This is a genomic window from Burkholderia anthina (assembly GCF_902498995.1).
Taxonomy (GTDB): domain Bacteria; phylum Pseudomonadota; class Gammaproteobacteria; order Burkholderiales; family Burkholderiaceae; genus Burkholderia; species Burkholderia anthina.
On the sequence record NZ_CABVLY010000001.1, the window covers coordinates 289,933 to 308,055 of the forward strand.

The following is an 18,123-nucleotide window of genomic DNA, read 5'->3' on the forward strand; positions in this document are numbered from 1 at the left end:
CGGGTCGACCGCGAAGCATGGGACCGGAGTAAGCGCTAAAGCGCTAACTCCGGTCGACAGGAGATATGGAGATGCAATCGACGATCAAATCCGTCGAGTACGACCGGCCGGTCTCGGCAGGGACCGTTTGTGGCGTCGGGCAGGCATGGGCCAAAGTGCCGGATGCACCTTCCGCCGAAGAACGCGCCGCACTGAAGGCGCGCATCAAGGCGCTGCTCGTGCGTGAAAAAGCCGTGCTGGTCGCCCATTACTACGTCGACGCCGAATTGCAGGAACTGGCCGACGAAACTGGCGGCTGTGTCGCCGATTCGCTCGAAATGGCCCGCTTCGGCCGCGATCACGATGCGCAGACGCTCGTCGTCGCCGGCGTGCGCTTCATGGGCGAAACCTCGAAGATCCTGAGCCCGGGCAAGCGCGTGCTGATGCCCGATCTCGATGCGACCTGCTCGCTCGACCTCGGTTGTCCGGTCGACGAATTCTCCGCGTTCTGCGATGCGCATCCCGACCGAACCGTCGTCGTCTACGCGAACACCAGCGCCGCGGTTAAGGCGCGCGCCGACTGGATGGTCACGTCGTCGATCGGCCTCGAGATCGTCGCCGACCTGCATGCGCGCGGCGAGAAGATCATCTGGGCTCCCGACCGCCATCTCGGCAGCTACATCCAGAAGAAAACCGGCGCGGACATGCTGCTGTGGCAGGGTTCGTGCCTCGTGCACGACGAATTCAAGGGCATCGAGCTGGACCTGCTGCGCGCCGAATATCCGGACGCGAAGGTGCTGGTTCACCCCGAGTCGCCGGAAAACGTCGTCGCGCAGGCGGACGTCGTCGGCTCGACGACGCAGCTGATCGACGCAGCCGTGAAGTTCGACGCGAAGCACTTCATCGTCGCGACCGATCTCGGCATCCTGCACAAGATGCAGCTCGCGGCGCCAGGCAAGACCTTCATCGCCGCGCCGACGGCCGGCAACAGTGCGACCTGCAAGAGCTGCGCGCATTGCCCGTGGATGGCGATGAACGGCCTCGCGAATCTCGCCGACGTGCTCGAGCGCGGTCACAACGAGATCTTCGTCGATCCCGCGATCGGCGAACGTGCACGTCTGCCGATCGACCGGATGCTCGATTTCGCGGCCGCGCACAAGAAACGCGTGCAGGCGAGCGGCGATCTGCAGCGCGACCAGCAACTGTTTGCGAACGTGGGGGCGGCATAATGAACAGCCCCCACGCTCACGTTCGTTCGCTGCCCCTCGAGGGGGCGGCCACCGTCCTTGGAGGCGGCCCGGCGGAAGGCGGCATGACCACGGCAGTCTCGCCGCTGTTCGACAGCGTTCGTGCGCAATACGGCGCGGCCTTCGACGAAGCGATCGCGCGCAACGTCGCCGATGCGATCGCCGAAGACGTCGGCACTGGCGACCAGACCGGGCGGCTCGTGCCGGCCGGCGAGCGTCGCCATGCGCGCATCATCGTGCGCGAAGAAGCGGTGTTGTGCGGCGTGCCGTGGTTCGAGGCCGTCATCGCACGGATCGATCCGTCGATCGTCGTGCAATGGCGCTATCGTGAAGGCGACCGGATGTCGCCGGATTCGACCGTCTGCGAACTCGAAGGGCCGGCGCGCGCACTGCTGACGGCCGAGCGCAACGGGCTGAACTTCCTGCAACTGCTGTCCGGCGTGGCGAGCGCGACGCGCCGTTACGTCGATCGTGTCGAAGGGACGCGCGCGAAGATTCTCGATACGCGCAAGACGCTGCCGGGCCTGCGGCTCGCGCAGAAGTACGCGGTGCGGGTCGGCGGCGGCGAGAACCAGCGTCTCGCGCTGTACGACGGCATCCTGATCAAGGAAAACCACATCGCGGCAGCGGGCGGCGTCGGCGAGGCGCTCGACGCGGCGTTCGCGCTCGAGTCGGGCGTGCCCGTGCAGGTCGAAGTCGAGACGCTCGCGCAGCTCGACACGGCGCTCGCACACGGCGCGCAGTCGGTGCTGATCGACAACTTCACGCTCGACATGATGCGCGAAGCGGTGCGTGTGGCGGCTGGCAAGGCCGTGCTCGAAGTATCGGGCGGCGTCAATTTCGATACGGTGCGCGCGTTCGCGGAGACGGGCGTCGACCGCATCTCGATCGGCGCGCTGACGAAGGACGTGCGCGCGACCGACTACTCGATGCGGATCGTCAACTGATCGCAAGTCATGCCGTCTGACGAAAAAAGCCGCTGGCGCGAAACGCCAGCGGCTTTTTTTCCGGGTACGGCAGCCCTGAGACGGGCGTGCCCGATCAGCGTCGCGCGCGCGGCGTGAGCACGCTCGGCAGCGCCTTCGGCAGCGTATGCGGCCAGTCGCGACTGTAGTGCAGCCCGCGGCTTTCGCGGCGCGAATACGCGCTCTTCACGATCAGCGTCGCGACGTCGACGAGATTGCGCAGTTCGAGCAGGTCGCGCGTCACGCGGAAGTTCGCGTAGTACTCGTGGATCTCGTCGCGCAAGAGCGACAGTCGGTGCTTCGCGCGTTCGAGGCGCTTGTCGGTGCGCACGATGCCGACGTAGTTCCACATCAGGCGGCGCAGTTCGTCCCAGTTGTGCGCGACGACGACTTCCTCGTCCGCATCCGACACGCGGCTTTCGTCCCAGGCGGGCAGTGTGGCCGGCGTGTCGGCATCGTAGCCGGCCGCCTCGATCGCCTCGGCCGCCGCGCGGCCGATCACGAGGCATTCGAGCAGCGAGTTGCTCGCGAGCCGGTTCGCGCCGTGCAGCCCCGTGTACGACGTTTCGCCGACCGCATACAGGCCCGTGAGATCGGTGCGCCCCGCGAGATCGGTGACGACGCCGCCGCACGTGTAGTGCGCGGCCGGTACCACGGGAATCGGCTGCTTCGCGATGTCGATGCCGAATTCGAGGCAGCGCGCATGGATCGTCGGGAAATGTTCGCGCAGGAACGCTTCCGGCTGATGGCTGATGTCGAGATACACGCAGTCGATCCCGCGCTTCTTGATCTCGAAGTCGATCGCGCGCGCGACGATGTCGCGCGGCGCGAGTTCGGCGCGCGGATCGTGCGCCGGCATGAAGCGCGTGCCGTCGGGCAGCTTCAGCAGGCCGCCTTCGCCGCGCACGGCCTCCGAAATCAGGAACGACTTCGCGTACGGGTGGAACAGGCAGGTCGGGTGGAACTGGATGAATTCCATGTTCGACACGCGGCAACCCGCGCGCCACGCCATCGCGATGCCGTCGCCGGTCGCCGTGTCGGGGTTGGTGGTGTACAGGTAGACCTTGCCCGCGCCGCCGGTCGCGAGCACCGTGTGCGGCGCCTCGATCGTGATCGTGCGGTCGTTGTCGACGTCGAGCGCATACAGGCCGTGACAGCGGCGGCCGGGCAGGCCGAGCCGGTCCGACGTGATCAGGTCGATCGCGTGGTGGTTTTCGAAGAAGGTGATGTTCGGATGCTGGCGCGCGCGCTCGGACAGCGTCGCGAGCACCGCATGGCCGGTTGCGTCGGCCGCGTGAATGATCCGGCGGTGACTGTGGCCGCCTTCGCGTGTCAGGTGGAAGCCGAGTTCGGCCGCATCGTCCTTCGTGAACGGCACGCCCTGCGAGATCAGCCATTCGATCGCTTCGCGACCGTGTTCGACGATGTAGCGCGTCGCGCCTTCGTCGCAGAGTCCGCCACCGGCGACCAGCGTGTCGTCGACGTGGTTCTCGATGCTGTCCGCGGAGTCGAGGACGGCTGCGATGCCCCCCTGCGCGTTATCGCTCGCGCCCTCCATCATCGAACGTTTCGCGATCAGCGCGACACGTCGCGTGCTGGCCAGGTTGAGTGCGACCGACAGCCCTGCCAGGCCGCTGCCGACGATCGCCACGTCGAATTTCATGCTGCATCTCCATCGTTACGCTTTAGATCTTGTGCGTTCCGTCGGCCGTGGCCGCGGAAAGGGGAGAGCATACCGCGTCGGGCCCATACGTGCGCGCAAAACAAAAAGCCCCGCATGTGCGGGGCTTTTTGGTCGCCGTCAGGCTGGCAGAAACCGGAGATTACTTGATCTTGGTTTCTTTGTATTCCACATGCTTGCGGACGACGGGATCGAACTTCTTGATCGCCATCTTTTCCGGCATGTTGCGCTTGTTCTTCGTGGTCGTGTAGAAGTGACCCGTACCAGCGGTCGACTCGAGCTTGATCTTGTCGCGTGCGCCTTTTGCCATGATTGTGCTCCTTGGGCTTAGGCTTCGCCGCGTGCGCGCAGGTCAGCGAGCACGGAATCGATGCCGTTCTTGTCGATCAGGCGCAGGCCGGCGTTCGAAACGCGCAGGCGCACCCAGCGGTTTTCGCTCTCAACCCAGAACCGGCGGTTTTGCAGGTTCGGGAGGAAGCGGCGCTTCGTCTTGTTGTTTGCGTGGGAAACGTTGTTGCCGCTCATCGGCGCTTTCCCAGTTACTTGGCATACGCGTGCCATGAGAGCACTCCTAATACGCTAAATTCGGGGTTCGATCGCCGATGAAGGTTCCATCGTACCGCCACGTGATCCATGGCTGCACTCAGAACGCCGAAGCCCTTACAGACAAGGCCCTTCGATGGCTAGAACTGGTTGGAAAAAAGACAGACGACGATTCTAGCAGAAAAAGTTCAGAAAAATCAAACCCAATTTCGCATCGTCGTTGCGGCGGCCCCGGGGCGGGTCGCCGGGCCACAGTCTACAGCCAACCGGCGCGTGCGAACGAAAATGTATCGGCGGTGCCGACGACGACGTGATCGAGCAGCTTCGCGTCGACGAGCTGGAGTGCTTCATGCAGGGCGCGCGTGAGCCGGCGATCCTCCGCGCTCGGCTGCACCGCGCCGGACGGATGGTTGTGCGCGATGACCAGCGCGGCGGCATTCAGCGTCAGCGCGCGGCGCACGATCTCGCGCGGATAGACGGCCATCCGCGTCAGCGAGCCGCGTGCGCTTTCTTCCACGTCGATGAGGCCGTGACGGGCATCCAGATACAGCGTCACGAATACTTCGTACGGACGCGTGCCGATCGTCAGTCGCAGATAGTCCTCGACCGCGCCCGGCGAATCGATCTGCACCCGCACGCGCGCCTTTTCGGCCAGCGCGCGCCGCGTGATCTCGGTCACGGCGATCAGCAGCGCCGAGCGCGCGGCGCCGATGCCGGGGTGCGTGGCGAACACGTCGGGCTCCGCGTCGAGCATGTCGCGCAGCGAGTTGCCGAACCGCGCGAGCAGTGCGCGCGCGCTGTCGAATACGTCGAGGCCGCCGCCGCCGGTGCCGAGCAGCAGCGCGATCAGCTCCGCATCGGTCAGCGCGGCCGGCCCGCGTTCCAGCAGCCGCTCGCGCGGCAGGTTCGGTTGCCAGTTGCGCGGGCGGCGCTTGCGCGGCCGGACGGGGGCCGTGCGGCGGGCCGCAGCGGCCGGGGCATCGGCGGTATCGCGACATTCGGTCGCCGCGACGGCGAGGCAGGATGACGGCATGCTCGAACTCCATTGGCGGCGGGGCGTGCGCGCGACCTCGTCGCACTTTCAGCCCTGCGCGCTCAGGTGACTTACAATATTGGCTTTGCGCCGGGCCTTTCGGCCCATCTCGGGCGCCGACGAACACGAGTAATTCATGAGCCTCATCGATCTATCCGAAGTGAAGCCCGGTTCCCATGTCACGCTGCATTACCGGCTTGCACTGGCCGACGGCGCCGATATCGTCAACACGTTTTCCGACAAGCCTGCCACGCTGCTGCTCGGCGCGGGGCAACTGGCGCCGTCGCTGGAACAGATTCTGATCGGGCTCCGGGTCGGCGACCACTCGACTTTTCAGCTAACGCCCGAACAAGGGTTCGGCCCCCGCAATCCCGACATGCTCCAGCGCGTGACGCTGTCGACGCTGCGCGAGAACGGGATGGTCGGCGACGATTTCACGCCGGGCGAGCTGATCGAGTTCAACGCGCCGGACGGCGGCCGCTATGCAGGTGTGCTGAAGGAAGTCAGCGAAACCTCGGCGCTGTTCGACTTCAATCATCCGCTCGCGGGCCAAGCGCTCACGTTCGAAGTGAAAATCATCGGAATCCTGTAATCATGAGCCCCACCGATACGCTGTCCGGACAGGCCGTCGCCGCCGACGCCGAAATCCTGCTGGCCCAGCCGCGCGGTTTCTGCGCGGGGGTCGACCGCGCGATCGAGATCGTCGAGCGCGCGATCGCGATGCACGGTGCGCCGATCTACGTCCGTCACGAGATCGTCCACAACAAGTACGTGGTCGAGGATCTGAAGAAGAAGGGCGCCATCTTCGTCGAGGAACTCGAGGAAGTGCCGGCAGGCAATACCGTGATCTTCAGCGCGCACGGCGTGTCGAAGGCCGTGCGCGACGAGGCCGACGTGCGCGGGCTGCGCATTTACGACGCAACCTGCCCGCTCGTCACGAAGGTGCACGTCGAAGTGGCGAAGATGCGCCAGGACGGCGTCGACATCGTGATGATCGGCCACAAGGGCCACCCGGAAGTCGAAGGCACGATGGGGCAGGTCGAGCGCGGCATGCATCTCGTCGAAAGCGTCGAAGACGTGCAGAAGCTGCAGCTCGCGGACCCGGAGCGTATCGCGCTCGTCACGCAGACGACGCTGTCCGTCGACGATGCGGCGGAGATCATCGGCGCGCTGAAGGCGAAGTATCCGAAGATTCGCGAGCCGAAGAAGCAGGACATCTGCTATGCGACGCAGAACCGCCAGGACGCGGTGAAGTTCATGGCGCCGCAGTGCGACGTCGTGATCGTCGTCGGCAGCCCGAACAGCTCGAATTCGAGCCGCCTGCGCGAAGTGGCCGAAAAGCGCGGCGTGCCCGCGTACATGGTCGACGCACCCGACCAGATCGACCCGGCATGGGTTGCCGGCAAGCGCCGCATCGGCGTGACGGCAGGCGCATCGGCGCCCGAAGTGCTCGCCCAGGCCGTGATCGCGCGGCTGCGCGAACTCGGCGTGCACCATGTCCGCGCACTCGACGGGATCGAGGAAAACGTGTCGTTTCCGCTGCCGCGCGGGTTGAACCTGCCGCCTGCTGCCTGATTGCCGCATCGCACCTGCGACACACCAGAAGCGCGCCTCCCGGCGCGCTTTTTTTTGCGCCGCATCGCTCCTGTCGCAACCATTATTCACATTAATGGTGCAACCCGGTTGCTATGCCGTTGCTCAAGCGTCTCTCAAAATTGGTTGCAATGCAGGAAAACCCCATCGAATCAGGATTATTGGCGTCCTATAAATGGAGTTACAATGCGCCCGTTTTCAAGCCGGAATGGCTTTGAAATCGGGTTTTGGCAAGGCGCGGGAGACCTACTCGATGCATGTGAAGTTGGCTTACGCCATGTCCGTCGCCGCACCGGTTGCAATGCTTGCCGGTTGCAGCAAAAAGAGCGACGACGGGGCGGGCAGGGAGACTGCGGCACACGCAGAACCGGCGGCCAGCGACGTGCGCGCTGCCACGACCGGTGGTGCGGTGCTGTCGGCGTGCCGCATTGCGCAATCGGACAGAGACAAGGATAACGGGGCACGTTTGGCGATCGAGGAATTCAACGCGCAAGGCCCGAAGTTCGGCATGCAGGCGGCACGGCACGCAGTACTCGCCGGCGACGCCGCGGCCAGCCGGGTAACGGGCACGCGAGTGGCCCGACAATGCGCTGCCGGCCGTGATGCGGCCGCGGCGGGGCGCGTCGGTCGACGGACGCCCGGGTTTCGGGGCAACGCAGGCAACGTGCAGATGTCGCTGATCCCCATTCATTTCGATTCGACGAAACAGCATGTCGCCGCGTCCCGTCGCGTTGCGGCAGGCGCGCTGTTTCACTCGACGGATTCCGATGGACTCCTGACGAAAGTCGGGTGCCGTCTTCGCGGTGCCGGTGACGGCGTCGCGCGGGCGGCGGACGGCGCGCTTGCGAAGCAGGCGCAGGCGTCCGGCATCGGAGCGCAAACCCTTGGCGGCAATGGCATGTGCGCCGCCAAGGTGGTCGAGCCCGCGGACGACGCGGCGCGGAACCTGATCTGCCCGGTTGCGGGTTGCATCGCGGCCCGGACGGAAAAAGGCACGGACTTCGGGAAACCGGACGACGGCCGTTTCGGCACGCAGCCCTACGACTTCAAGGAGGCCCAGTACACCGTCCTCGATGTCGTGACGATTTAGCGACGGGACTCATGATGGCACCGGAACAGTGCGGTGCCGTTTTTGTATCCGCTCCGGCGGCAGGTCCGGCCGTACAGGCCGGGCGGCGCGCGCCGGGACGATCCACCCTTACCGGTATCGACTAGTACCCGCAGTGTCGCCGAGAAGGCGCGATTCCTCGCTTACCCGCGGGGCGCAACGTCCTCCGGCAGCACGGGCCAAGGAGCTTTAAATGGATATCTTCGTCCAGCAGATCCTCAACGGGCTGGTGCTCGGCAGTGTGTACGCCATCATCGCGTTGGGCTACACGATGGTGTACGGCATTCTCGGCATCATCAACTTCGCACACGGCGACGTGCTGATGATCGGTGCGATGGTCGCGCTCTCCGCGATCACCGTGCTGCAGAACCACTTCCCCGAACTCGGCAACGTCGCGACACTGACGATCGGTCTCGGCATCGCCGCAGTCGTCTGCGCATTCCTCGGCTTCGCGATCGAAAAGGTCGCATACCGGCCGCTGCGCCGCGCGCCGCGCCTCGCGCCGCTGATTACCGCGATCGGCGTGTCGATCCTGCTGCAGACGGCCGCGATGATCATCTGGTCGCGCAACCCGCTGCCGTTCCCGCAACTGCTGCCGACCGATCCGATCAACGTGATCAAGGCCACCGACACGACGCCGGGCGCCGTGATCTCGGTGACCGAAATCGTGATCATCGCGGTGGCGTTCATCGTGATGGCGGGCCTCCTGCTGCTCGTGCACAAGACCAAGCTCGGCCGCGCGATGCGCGCGATCGCGGAAAGCCCGAACACCGCGAGCCTGATGGGCGTGAACCCGAACTTCGTGATCTCGGCGACGTTCATGATCGGCTCCGCGCTCGCCGCGCTGGCCGGCGTGATGATCGCGTCCGAATACGGCAACGTGCACTTCTACATGGGCTTCATCCCCGGCATGAAGGCGTTCACGGCAGCGGTGCTCGGCGGGATCGGCAACCTTGGCGGCGCCATGGTCGGCGGCGTGCTGCTCGGCCTGATCGAGCAGCTCGGTGCGGGCTACATCGGCAACCTCACGGGCGGCGTGTTCGGCAGTAACTACCAGGACGTGTTTGCATTCATCGTGCTGATCATCGTGCTGGTGTTCCGTCCGTCGGGCCTGCTGGGCGAACGTGTCGCGGACCGCGCGTAACGGAAGGGGAGCAAACAACATGACATCCATTCAACCGATCGAATCGTCGACGTCGCTCGTCGAACAGCGCAACACGGCCAAGACCGTCGCCATCGGCATCCTGACCGCGGCCCTCGTGATCGCGGCACCGATCGTGATCGGCTCGGCCGGCGGCAACTACTGGGTCCGCGTGCTCGATTTCGCGATGCTGTACGTGATGCTCGCGCTGGGCCTGAACGTGGTGGTCGGCTTCGCCGGCCTGCTCGACCTGGGCTACATCGCGTTCTACGCGGTGGGCGCGTATACCGCGGCATTGCTGAGCTCGCCGCACCTGACCACGCAGTTCGAGTGGATCGCGAATCTCGCGCCCGGCGGATTGCATCTGCCGTTCCTGATCATCGTGCCGATCGCGATGGCGCTGGCGGCGACCTTCGGGATCCTGCTCGGTGCGCCGACGCTGCGCCTGCGCGGCGACTACCTGGCGATCGTCACGCTCGGCTTCGGTGAAATCGTCCGGATCTTCATGAACAACCTCGACCGTCCGGTGAACATCACCAACGGCCCGAAGGGGATCACGGGCATCGATCCGGTGCACATCGGCGGCTTCAGCCTCGCGCAGACGCATACGCTGTTCGGCTTCCAGCTGCCGTCGGTCTACCTGTACTACTACCTGTTCGTGCTGTGCTCGCTGCTGGTGATCTGGGTCTGTACGCGTCTGCAGCACTCGCGTATCGGCCGTGCCTGGGCGGCGATCCGCGAAGACGAAATCGCCGCGAAGGCGATGGGCATCAACACCCGTAACGTGAAGCTGCTCGCGTTCGCGATGGGCGCGTCGTTCGGCGGCCTGTCGGGCGCGATGTTCGGCGCGTTCCAGGGCTTCGTGTCGCCCGAGTCGTTCACGTTCTGGGAATCGATCGTCGTGCTGGCCTGCGTGGTGCTCGGCGGCATGGGCCACATCCCGGGCGTGATCCTCGGCGCGGTGCTGCTCGCGATCTTCCCGGAATTCCTGCGCTCGACGATGAGCCCGCTGCAGCACGCGCTGTTCGGTCACGACATCGTCGATACCGAAGTGATCCGTCAGGCGCTGTACGGCCTCGCGATGGTGGTCATCATGCTGTACCGCTCGGAAGGCCTGTGGCCCGCGCCGAAGCATGAGGACAAGATCGCGAAACTGGCGAAGCGCAACAGCAAGAAGCCGGTGCGCGCTTAACCAACGGATAAGGGGATAGACACATGAGCGACAAGCAAATCCGACTGTCCGTGCAGGGCGTGAACAAGCGCTTCGGCGGGCTGCAGGCGCTGTCCGACGTCGGCCTGCAGATCCGCGAAGGCGAGATCTACGGGCTGATCGGCCCGAACGGCGCCGGCAAGACCACGTTCTTCAACGTGATCACGGGCCTCTACACGCCGGACTCCGGCGACTTCAAGCTGGACGGCACGAACTACACGCCGACGGCCGTGCACCAGGTCGCGAAGGCGGGCATCGCACGTACGTTCCAGAACATTCGCCTGTTCGGCGGGATGACCGCGCTGGAAAACGTGATGGTGGGCCGCCACGTGCGTACCAAGCACGGGCTGCTCGGCGCGGTGTTCCAGACGCCGGCCGAACGCCAGGAAGAACGCGAGATCAAGGAACGTGCGATCGAGCTGCTCGAGTACGTCGGCGTGCTGCAGTACGCCGACTACACGTCGCGCAACCTGTCGTACGGCCACCAGCGTCGTCTCGAAATCGCGCGCGCGCTGGCCACCGACCCGAAGCTGCTCGCGCTCGACGAGCCGGCGGCCGGGATGAACGCGACCGAGAAGGTCGAACTCACGCGCCTGCTCGACAAGATCCGCTCGGACGGCCGCACGATTCTCCTGATCGAGCACGACGTGAAGCTCGTGATGGGACTGTGCAACCGGATGACGGTGCTCGATTACGGCAAGGTGATCGCCGAGGGTCTGCCGCAGGACGTGCAGAAGAATCCGAAGGTGATTGAGGCATATCTCGGCGCAGGGGTGCACTGATGGCAGCGGCAATGTTGAAAATCAAGGGCTTGCAGGTCAACTACGGCGGCATCCAGGCCGTCAAGGGCGTTGACATGGAAGTCCGTCAGGGCGAGCTCGTGACGCTGATCGGCGCGAACGGCGCCGGCAAGACCACGACGATGAAGGCGATCACGGGTCTCAAGGCGTATTCGGCGGGCGACATCGAGTACGACGGCAAGTCGATCAAGGGCGTGCCGTCGCACGAGCTTTTGAAGCGCGGCCTCGCGATGGTGCCGGAAGGCCGCGGGATCTTCGCGCGGATGTCGATCATCGAGAACATGCAGATGGGCGCGTATCTGCGCAACGACAACGATCAGATCAAGAAGGACGTCGAGCGGATGTTCGGCTTCTTTCCGCGCCTGAAGGAGCGGGCGTCGCAGCTCGCGGGCACGCTGTCGGGCGGCGAGCAGCAGATGCTGGCGATGTCGCGCGCGATTCTCTCCAAGCCGAAGCTGCTGCTGCTCGACGAGCCGTCGATGGGCCTGTCGCCGATCATGGTCGAGAAGATCTTCGAAGTGGTGCGCGAGATCTCGAAGGAGGGCATCACGGTGCTGCTGGTCGAGCAGAACGCACGCCTCGCGCTGCAGGCCGCCGACCGCGGTTACGTCATGGACTCGGGCACGGTCACGATGGAAGGCGACGCGAAGCAGATGCTCGACGATCCGAAGGTGCGGGCCGCGTATCTGGGTGAATGAGCGGGCTCGGCGGCGCGCGGCGGCGGATGCCGGGCGCGTCGCACACGGGCTTTCGAAAAGCTGTCACGGGATGCCGTGACAGCTTTTTTTTCGCGTCGCGCGATTCGAGCCGAACTTGTACAGGCGGGCGGGACTCCATTCGACTGTTGCGCCGCGCCCGCGGCGCGGGAACGATGGCGCGGCCGCCCACGGTGGTCGCCTGCAAACCGACACACGGACCGTGCAGCATCGGCGGCCCGTCGGAACACGGAGAGCATGCATGAGTCTGGACTACGGTTTCGTGAAGGCGAAGGTGACGTCGGTGGCGAAGCTGAAGGGCTCGCCGCACGGCAGCGAGATCCAGTATCACATCCACCTGACGCTGGCGTTACCGGGCGGCAACTGGGACGTCGCGATCAACGTCGGCACCAGCGACGCGGACGACTTGCTGAACTACAAGCTCGTCTACGATTTCCATCATCCGGTCACCGCGACGCTCGCGGCCGCGGCCGAAGGCTATACGGATCTCACCGGGCAGGCCGCGCTGCCGGCGCTCGACTATCTGCGCAGCGACATCCTGAACGAGACGGGCGCGTGGCGCGCCAGCGCGGTGATGGACGGCACCGAGAATCCGGAGCCGATCCCGTCGCTGTTGCGGCTCGTCAATGCCGCGCAGTCGCAGGGGCTCGACGTCGTCGTGTTCGGCCGCACGTATCGGCAAGGCAACGGCATTCACGACACGCACATGAACCAGGGTTCGACGGGCTCGAACTACCTGCATCGCGCGGGCGACGACCGCAACGATCACAACGACGTGTGGCAGGACGGCGCACTGATCGTGCGCGTGAGCGAGTCGCAGTGGGCCGCGTATTTCGCGGCGTTCGAGCAGCAGGCCGTGCCGACCGATGCGCTCGGCAATCCGTTGCCGGGCGCGGGGCCGATCACGCGCGGATGAGGGGGCTGCCGGCCGTCAGGCGGCCGGCAGCGTCTTGCCGAACGAGATGCGTTCCTCGACGCGATAGCCGAGCGCCGCATAGAAACGGCATGCATCGTCGTTGCCGGGCAGTACCTGCAGATTGATCTTCAGGCAGCCGCGCGCGGCGAGCGCACTTTCCGCATGTGCGATCAGCGTGCGGCCGATGCCGAGTCGCCGTGCATCGTTCGACACGCCGAACGAGTAGAGCCAGCCGCGATGTCCGTCGAAACCCGCCATCAGCGTGCCGACGACCCGCGCGCCGCAGGTCGCGACGAAGAACAGCTCCGGCTGCGTCGCGAGCTTCAACTCGATCGATCGCAGCGGATCGCGGTGCGGCGGCGCGCCGGCTTCGTCGTACTGCGGGAACGCGTCGCGCCAGACCGTGAGCACGGCATCGGTGTCGGCGCGTTCGAACGGGCGGATAGCGACAGCATCGGCGGCGGCATCCATCGCGGCGGTCTCCTTACAGTGTGTCGAGGACCGACCGCAGCATCGCCATCATCTGGTCGATCTCTTCGGTCGTCACGTTCAGCGCGGGCATGAAGCGCAGCAGGTTCGGGCGCGCCGCGTTGAGCAGCAGGCCGTCGGGCTGCATGTCGCGCGCCTTCTCGACGATCTGCGGGCCGATGTCCTTGCCGAGCAGCAGCGCGCGCAGCAGGCCTTCACCGCGTTCGCCTTCGAAGCCGCGCTCTTCCGACAGTTCGAGCAGCTTGCGCTTGAGATATTCGCTGCGCGCACGCACGCCTTCGAGGAAGCCGGGTGCGACGAGCTGCGAGATCACCGAATAGCCGACCGCCGTCATCAGCGGGTTGCCGTTGTACGTGCCGCCCTGGTCGCCGGCCTCGAACACCGCGACCTCGGCCTTCGACAGCAGCGCGCCGAGCGGGGCGCCGCCGCCGATGCCTTTCGCGAGCGTCATGACGTCCGGCTCGATGCCCGACAGCTCGTACGCGAACAGCGTGCCCGCGCGGCCGCAGCCGCTTTGCACTTCGTCGACGATCAGCAGCAGGTTGTGCTGCTTCGTCAGTGCGCGCAGCGCCTGCATGAATTCACGCGTCGCCGGAATCACGCCGCCTTCGCCCTGGATCGGCTCGAGCATCACCGCGACGGTCTTGTCGGTGATCAGCTTTTCGACCGAGTTGATGTCGTTCAGCTCGGCCTTCGGGAAGCCCGGCACCTGCGGCGCGTAGATCGTGTCCCAGCCCGGCTTGCCGCTGGCCGACATCGTCGCGAGCGTGCGGCCGTGGAAGCTGTGGTCGAACGTGATGATTTCGTACGCGCCGTTCTTGAACTTGCGGCCCCACTTGCGCGCGAGCTTGATCGCGCCTTCGTTCGCTTCCGCGCCGCTGTTCGTGAAGAACACCTTGTCGAACACGCTGTGCTGCGTGAGCAGGCCGGCGAGCTTCGCCATCGGTTCGTTGTAGAACGCGGGCGACGGGTTCAGCAGCTTTTCGGCCTGCGTTTTCAGCGCTTCGACGATGCCTTCGTTGCAGTGGCCGAGGCTGTTGACGGCCCATCCCTGGATGAAGTCCAGATAGCGCTTGCCCGTGTGATCGTAGAGCCACGAACCCTTGCCGTGCGTAAACACGATGTCGGGGCGGTTCGTGATGTACATCAGCGAGTCGATCGGATAATCGTTCAAGGGCATGGCAGCAGACTCCAGCGGACGTTGAAAGGGAAACGGGCAATAAAAAAGCCACGGAATGCCGTGGCTGGTGGATCGAACAGCTTGTGCGTAACCGGTGAAGCAGTGTGGGGGTTACGCGCGAGTCCGTGACGAGCCGGCGGCATCCGGGCGGAGCGGCGAGCGGCGACGTCGGAGAGCGGACAGGAAGCGGTTCATGTGCGCAAGCATAAGGCATCCCGCGCCCCACTGTAAACCGCCGCGATGCCACGGATGTGACACGGCGGCGCGCAGCGGGCGCGCGGGTGCCCGGGACTCAGACCGGATGCGCGAGATCGGCGGCGCTCGTGAACGAGTCCGCGTAGAACTCGTCGGCCGGCAGCGCGTGGTGCTGCGTGAAGTCGCGCTGCGCGGATTCGACCATCACCGGCGCGCCGCATGCGTACACCTGGTGACCGGACAGATCGGGCAGGTCCTCGATCACCGCGCGGTGGACGAAGCCGGTGCGGCCGGTCCACTGGTCGGCGTCTTCCGGTTCGGACAGCACCGGCACGTACTTGAAGTTCGGGATCTCGCGCGCCCACTGCTCGGCGAGCTCGCCGAGGTAGATGTCCTTCTTGCGGCGTGCGCCCCAGTAGAGCGTCATCGGGCGCGTGATGCCCGAATGCCTGACGTGCTCGATGATCGCCTTGATCGGCGCGAAGCCCGTGCCCGAAGCGAGCAGCACGATCGGCTTGTCGGAATCCTCGCGCAGGAAGAACGTGCCGAGCGGGCCTTCGAAGCGCAGGATGTCGCGCTCCTTCATCGCGCCGAACACGTGATCGGTGAACTTGCCGCCCGGCATGTGGCGGATGTGCAGCTCGATCGGGCCTTCCTCGTGCGGCGCGTTCGCCATCGAGTAGCTGCGGCGCGAACCGTCCTTCAGGATGAACTCGACGTACTGGCCCGCGAGGTACTGCAGGCGTTCGTTGGCGGGCAGCTGCAGCTTCACGACCATCACGTCGTCGGCGCGGCGCTCGAGCGCGGCGATCCGGCACGGCAGCTTCTTCACCTGCACGCCGTCGACGCCGGCGATTTCACGCACGTCGATCTCGAGGTCGCACTGCGCCTTCGAGCAGCACAGCAGCGCGAGACCGCGCGTGCGTTCGTCGTTGGACAGTGCCGACGCGGCGTGCGGGCCCTGTTCGATCTGGCCCGACACGATCTGGCCCTTGCAGGAGCCGCACGCGCCGTTCTTGCACCCGTACGGCAGATGGACGTTCTGGCGCAGCGCTGCCGCCAGCACGGTTTCGTCCGACTCGACCTGGAACTGCCGGCCGCTTTGCTTGAGAGTAACGTTGAATGCCATAGAACCAAATAGAACAAAATGTGGGGACCGTGCCTGTCGCGCACGGCAGCTACAATGCAAACCCGTTGCGCGCCGCGCAACGGTGGCTACTGATTTCGCAACCAACATGATCGCGACTCGAATCCTGCGCCGGCCGCGCGTGCTGATCGTCGGCTGCGGCGACGTCGGGCTGCGCTGCGTCGCACAATGGCGCGACGCGCGCCGCAACCTGCGCATCGTCGCGCTGACGAGCCATCTGGGCCGCTGCGACACATTGCGCGCGGCGGGCGCGACGCCGATCGTCGGCAACCTCGATCGCCGGGCGACGCTCGGACGTCTCGCGGGGTTCGCCCGTACGATCCTGCATCTTGCGCCGCCGCAATCCGACGGTCGCGACGACCTACGCACGCGTGCGCTGATCGCCGCATTGTCCGTGCCTGCGAGGCGGCCGTTCGTACCGGCGGTGTCGTCGGTCGGCCGGCTTCGCACGCTGCGCGCCGCTGCCCGACAGGCTGGCGCGCCGGTTCGGGCAGCGCGTATTGTACCCGACGCCCTTCGTGCGCCGACGCTCGTCTACGCCAGCACGACGGGCGTATACGGCGACTGCGGCGGCGCGCGAATCGACGAAACCCGGCCGCTGCGCCCGGCGAATCCGCGTGCGTTCCGGCGCGTGTCGGCCGAGCGCCAACTGCGGGCGGCGACGGTGCGCGGCGTGCTGTCCGCGCGCATCGTGCGCATTCCCGGCATCTACGCGGCGAACCGGCTGCCGCTCGCGCGGCTCGAGCGCGGCACGCCGGCGCTCGACGCGGCCGACGACGTGTACACGAACCACATCCATGCGGACGACCTCGCGACGATCCTGCGCCGGGCAGCCGTGCGCGGCAGGCCGGCGCGCGCGGTGCATGCGTCGGACGACAGCGAACTGCGGATGGGAGAGTATTTCGACCGGGTCGCGCAGGCGTTCGGCCTGCCGCCGCCGCCGCGCATCAGCCGCGCGGACGCCGAGCGTCAACTCGAGCCGACGCTCCTGTCGTTCATGCGTGAATCGCGGCGCTTGTCCAATACCCGGCTCAAGGCCGAATTGTGCGTGACGCTGCGCTATCCGACCGTAGACGAATTCCTTCAAACGCTCGCGCCGGGCGGCGCATCAGGTGAGCGCGGGTAACGCTTCGATCAGCAGGAAGCACAGCAGCGCACCGATCAGCGCGCCAATCAGGTTCGGATGATATTTATGCTTCATGTGCATCGTGGCCAGCAGCCCGCCGATCACGATGGCGCCCACGACCGCGAACGCGATCGTCATGTACGAAAGTTCGAACGAATGGTCGATGTTCATGATGTCCCCCTGCGTCGCTGCTCGTACAGCTTGTGATTTCAGTATAGCGGGGGAAGGCACGGCCGCGATGCGGCCGGACGTCGAACGATCGTGCGGATTTTCCCTTACAGGGTTTTGACGGGATTGCGCAGTGCTGAAAGGTCCGCTTCGCCGAGCCAGCGCCATGCGCCCGGCGCGAGGTCGTCCGGCAGCGTGAAGCCGCCGATGCTTTCGCGGTGCAGCGCCTCGACGCGATTGCTGGCCGCGGCGACCATGCGTTTCACCTGATGATATTTGCCTTCAAGGACGGTCAGCGCGAGCGCGTGCGTGTCGCGCGCGTCGGCGGCGACCGCCGCGATCGGCTTCGGCTCGCCGTGCAGTTGCACGCCGGCGCGCAGCGCCGCGAGCTGCGCGTCGTCGAGCGGGTGGCGCACGGTGGCGACGTAGGTCTTCGGCACCTTGCGTTTGGGCGACGTGTACGCATGCACGAACTGGCCGTCGTCGGACAGCAGCAGCAGGCCCGTCGTGTCCTGGTCGAGGCGCCCGACGCACTGCACGCCGCGCGCGACGAGCGGCGCCGGCAGCAGGCTGAACACGCTCGCGTGGTGCTGCGGGTCGCGCGAACACTCGTAGCCGGCCGGCTTGTTGAGCGCGAGATACGCGTGCGCGTGAAACGGCCATGCGTCGTCGTCGACCGTGAACACCAGACCGTCGGTGTCGAACGATGCGTCGGGGTCGATCGCGCTCGCACCCGCGACGGTGACGCGGCCCGATTCGATCAGGCCGCGGCACTGGCGGCGCGAGCCGAAGCCCTGCGTGTAGAGAATGCTTTCGAGATCCATAGCGCGCGCATTCTATCAAGCGGTGCGCGGGCATCGGCGCGAATCGGTGCGCGCTGGTAAGC

20 protein-coding genes are annotated in these 18,123 nt (G+C 65.9%); 11 read left to right on the plus strand and 9 right to left on the minus strand.

All coding sequences use genetic code 11. The features are described from left to right. Nucleotides 1-71 precede the first annotated feature (71 nt). Together nadA and nadC are read left to right on the plus strand one after the other, a co-directional pair. Nucleotides 72-1,208: a quinolinate synthase NadA gene (gene nadA, locus BME24068_RS01325; protein ID WP_096502508.1), complete on the plus strand. Its 1,137-nt coding sequence runs from the start codon at nt 72-74 to the stop codon at nt 1,206-1,208. 83 nt (nt 1,209-1,291) lie between these two features. Then, entirely contained in the window at nt 1,292-2,173 is an 882-nt protein-coding gene (gene nadC / locus BME24068_RS01330; protein WP_174924939.1) for a carboxylating nicotinate-nucleotide diphosphorylase, read from the plus strand. 94 nt (nt 2,174-2,267) lie between these two features. Here nadC and nadB read toward each other — a convergent pair whose 3' ends face one another. The 4 genes from nadB to radC all read right to left on the minus strand — a co-directional run bounded on the left by nadB (nt 2,268) and on the right by radC (nt 5,448). Next, nucleotides 2,268-3,854: an L-aspartate oxidase gene (gene nadB, locus BME24068_RS01335; protein WP_096502321.1), complete on the minus strand. Its 1,587-nt coding sequence runs from the start codon at nt 3,852-3,854 to the stop codon at nt 2,268-2,270. Between the two features lie 160 nt (nt 3,855-4,014). Next, nucleotides 4,015-4,182, minus strand: a complete 168-nt coding sequence (gene rpmG, locus BME24068_RS01340) for a 50S ribosomal protein L33 (RefSeq protein WP_006478046.1) — start codon at nt 4,180-4,182, stop codon at nt 4,015-4,017. 17 nt (nt 4,183-4,199) lie between these two features. Continuing rightward, nucleotides 4,200-4,433: a 50S ribosomal protein L28 gene (rpmB, locus tag BME24068_RS01345; protein WP_004186391.1), complete on the minus strand. Its 234-nt coding sequence runs from the start codon at nt 4,431-4,433 to the stop codon at nt 4,200-4,202. A gap of 238 nt (nt 4,434-4,671) precedes the next feature. Further along, entirely contained in the window at nt 4,672-5,448 is a 777-nt protein-coding gene (radC, locus tag BME24068_RS01350) for a RadC family protein (protein WP_096502319.1), read from the minus strand. A 136-nt stretch (nt 5,449-5,584) separates the two neighbouring features. Here radC and BME24068_RS01355 point away from each other — a divergent pair, with 136 nt between their 5' ends. The 8 genes from BME24068_RS01355 (at nt 5,585) to BME24068_RS01390 (ending at nt 12,932) form a co-directional block, all read left to right on the plus strand. After that, entirely contained in the window at nt 5,585-6,040 is a 456-nt protein-coding gene (locus tag BME24068_RS01355; RefSeq protein ID WP_014896285.1) for an FKBP-type peptidyl-prolyl cis-trans isomerase, read from the plus strand. Nucleotides 6,041-6,042: 2 nt separating this feature from the next. Beyond that, complete coding sequence (gene ispH / locus BME24068_RS01360; RefSeq protein ID WP_174924940.1) at nt 6,043-7,023, plus strand: 4-hydroxy-3-methylbut-2-enyl diphosphate reductase; 981 nt, start codon at nt 6,043-6,045, stop codon at nt 7,021-7,023. A gap of 271 nt (nt 7,024-7,294) precedes the next feature. Then, nucleotides 7,295-8,131, plus strand: coding sequence for a type 1 periplasmic-binding domain-containing protein (locus tag BME24068_RS01365; protein ID WP_174925078.1), 837 nt, complete (start codon nt 7,295-7,297; stop codon nt 8,129-8,131). A 211-nt stretch (nt 8,132-8,342) separates the two neighbouring features. Continuing rightward, nucleotides 8,343-9,293, plus strand: coding sequence for a branched-chain amino acid ABC transporter permease (locus tag BME24068_RS01370; RefSeq protein ID WP_096502315.1), 951 nt, complete (start codon nt 8,343-8,345; stop codon nt 9,291-9,293). A 19-nt stretch (nt 9,294-9,312) separates the two neighbouring features. Next, on the plus strand, nt 9,313-10,482 hold the full coding sequence (locus tag BME24068_RS01375) for an ABC transporter permease subunit (RefSeq protein WP_096502313.1): 1,170 nt from the start codon (nt 9,313-9,315) through the stop codon (nt 10,480-10,482). A gap of 23 nt (nt 10,483-10,505) precedes the next feature. After that, nucleotides 10,506-11,282, plus strand: coding sequence for an ABC transporter ATP-binding protein (locus BME24068_RS01380; RefSeq protein ID WP_027785192.1), 777 nt, complete (start codon nt 10,506-10,508; stop codon nt 11,280-11,282). Beyond that, nucleotides 11,282-11,998: an ABC transporter ATP-binding protein gene (locus tag BME24068_RS01385; RefSeq protein ID WP_096502311.1), complete on the plus strand. Its 717-nt coding sequence runs from the start codon at nt 11,282-11,284 to the stop codon at nt 11,996-11,998. The genes BME24068_RS01380 and BME24068_RS01385 overlap by 1 nt, the downstream gene beginning before the upstream one ends. Before the next feature lie 259 nt (nt 11,999-12,257). Further along, nucleotides 12,258-12,932, plus strand: coding sequence for a DUF2278 family protein (locus tag BME24068_RS01390; protein ID WP_174924941.1), 675 nt, complete (start codon nt 12,258-12,260; stop codon nt 12,930-12,932). A 15-nt stretch (nt 12,933-12,947) separates the two neighbouring features. Here the strand turns inward: BME24068_RS01390 and BME24068_RS01395 are convergent, their stop codons facing one another. The 3 genes from BME24068_RS01395 to BME24068_RS01405 form a co-directional block, all read right to left on the minus strand. Then, nucleotides 12,948-13,403: a GNAT family acetyltransferase gene (locus tag BME24068_RS01395; RefSeq protein ID WP_174924942.1), complete on the minus strand. Its 456-nt coding sequence runs from the start codon at nt 13,401-13,403 to the stop codon at nt 12,948-12,950. Nucleotides 13,404-13,416: 13 nt separating this feature from the next. Next, a complete protein-coding gene (locus BME24068_RS01400) occupies nt 13,417-14,601 on the minus strand; it encodes an acetylornithine transaminase (protein ID WP_096502305.1) in 1,185 nt (394 codons plus the stop codon). 292 nt (nt 14,602-14,893) lie between these two features. Further along, nucleotides 14,894-15,925: a CDP-6-deoxy-delta-3,4-glucoseen reductase gene (locus BME24068_RS01405; protein WP_096502303.1), complete on the minus strand. Its 1,032-nt coding sequence runs from the start codon at nt 15,923-15,925 to the stop codon at nt 14,894-14,896. Between the two features lie 106 nt (nt 15,926-16,031). On the opposite strand from BME24068_RS01405, the gene BME24068_RS01410 reads away from it, so the two are divergent. Beyond that, nucleotides 16,032-17,069, plus strand: a complete 1,038-nt coding sequence (locus BME24068_RS01410; RefSeq protein ID WP_174925079.1) for an NAD-dependent epimerase/dehydratase family protein — start codon at nt 16,032-16,034, stop codon at nt 17,067-17,069. Here the strand turns inward: BME24068_RS01410 and BME24068_RS01415 are convergent. After that, on the minus strand, nt 17,052-17,240 hold the full coding sequence (locus BME24068_RS01415; protein ID WP_096502299.1) for a hypothetical protein: 189 nt from the start codon (nt 17,238-17,240) through the stop codon (nt 17,052-17,054). The genes BME24068_RS01410 and BME24068_RS01415 overlap by 18 nt on opposite strands. Before the next feature lie 104 nt (nt 17,241-17,344). Further along, a complete protein-coding gene (locus BME24068_RS01420) occupies nt 17,345-18,061 on the minus strand; it encodes a pseudouridine synthase (RefSeq protein ID WP_174924943.1) in 717 nt (238 codons plus the stop codon). Nucleotides 18,062-18,123: the final 62 nt, after the last annotated feature.

Coding starts and splice junctions, on each gene's coding strand:
- nadA (WP_096502508.1), top strand. CDS start 72: ATGCAATCGACGATCAAATCCGTCGAGTACGACCGGCCGGTCTCGGCA.
- nadC (WP_174924939.1), top strand. CDS start 1,292: ATGACCACGGCAGTCTCGCCGCTGTTCGACAGCGTTCGTGCGCAATAC.
- nadB (WP_096502321.1), bottom strand. CDS start 3,854: ATGAAATTCGACGTGGCGATCGTCGGCAGCGGCCTGGCAGGGCTGTCG.
- rpmG (WP_006478046.1), bottom strand. CDS start 4,182: ATGGCAAAAGGCGCACGCGACAAGATCAAGCTCGAGTCGACCGCTGGT.
- rpmB (WP_004186391.1), bottom strand. CDS start 4,433: ATGGCACGCGTATGCCAAGTAACTGGGAAAGCGCCGATGAGCGGCAAC.
- radC (WP_096502319.1), bottom strand. CDS start 5,448: ATGCCGTCATCCTGCCTCGCCGTCGCGGCGACCGAATGTCGCGATACC.
- BME24068_RS01355 (WP_014896285.1), top strand. CDS start 5,585: ATGAGCCTCATCGATCTATCCGAAGTGAAGCCCGGTTCCCATGTCACG.
- ispH (WP_174924940.1), top strand. CDS start 6,043: ATGAGCCCCACCGATACGCTGTCCGGACAGGCCGTCGCCGCCGACGCC.
- BME24068_RS01365 (WP_174925078.1), top strand. CDS start 7,295: ATGCATGTGAAGTTGGCTTACGCCATGTCCGTCGCCGCACCGGTTGCA.
- BME24068_RS01370 (WP_096502315.1), top strand. CDS start 8,343: ATGGATATCTTCGTCCAGCAGATCCTCAACGGGCTGGTGCTCGGCAGT.
- BME24068_RS01375 (WP_096502313.1), top strand. CDS start 9,313: ATGACATCCATTCAACCGATCGAATCGTCGACGTCGCTCGTCGAACAG.
- BME24068_RS01380 (WP_027785192.1), top strand. CDS start 10,506: ATGAGCGACAAGCAAATCCGACTGTCCGTGCAGGGCGTGAACAAGCGC.
- BME24068_RS01385 (WP_096502311.1), top strand. CDS start 11,282: ATGGCAGCGGCAATGTTGAAAATCAAGGGCTTGCAGGTCAACTACGGC.
- BME24068_RS01390 (WP_174924941.1), top strand. CDS start 12,258: ATGAGTCTGGACTACGGTTTCGTGAAGGCGAAGGTGACGTCGGTGGCG.
- BME24068_RS01395 (WP_174924942.1), bottom strand. CDS start 13,403: ATGGATGCCGCCGCCGATGCTGTCGCTATCCGCCCGTTCGAACGCGCC.
- BME24068_RS01400 (WP_096502305.1), bottom strand. CDS start 14,601: ATGCCCTTGAACGATTATCCGATCGACTCGCTGATGTACATCACGAAC.
- BME24068_RS01405 (WP_096502303.1), bottom strand. CDS start 15,925: ATGGCATTCAACGTTACTCTCAAGCAAAGCGGCCGGCAGTTCCAGGTC.
- BME24068_RS01410 (WP_174925079.1), top strand. CDS start 16,032: ATGATCGCGACTCGAATCCTGCGCCGGCCGCGCGTGCTGATCGTCGGC.
- BME24068_RS01415 (WP_096502299.1), bottom strand. CDS start 17,240: ATGAACATCGACCATTCGTTCGAACTTTCGTACATGACGATCGCGTTC.
- BME24068_RS01420 (WP_174924943.1), bottom strand. CDS start 18,061: ATGGATCTCGAAAGCATTCTCTACACGCAGGGCTTCGGCTCGCGCCGC.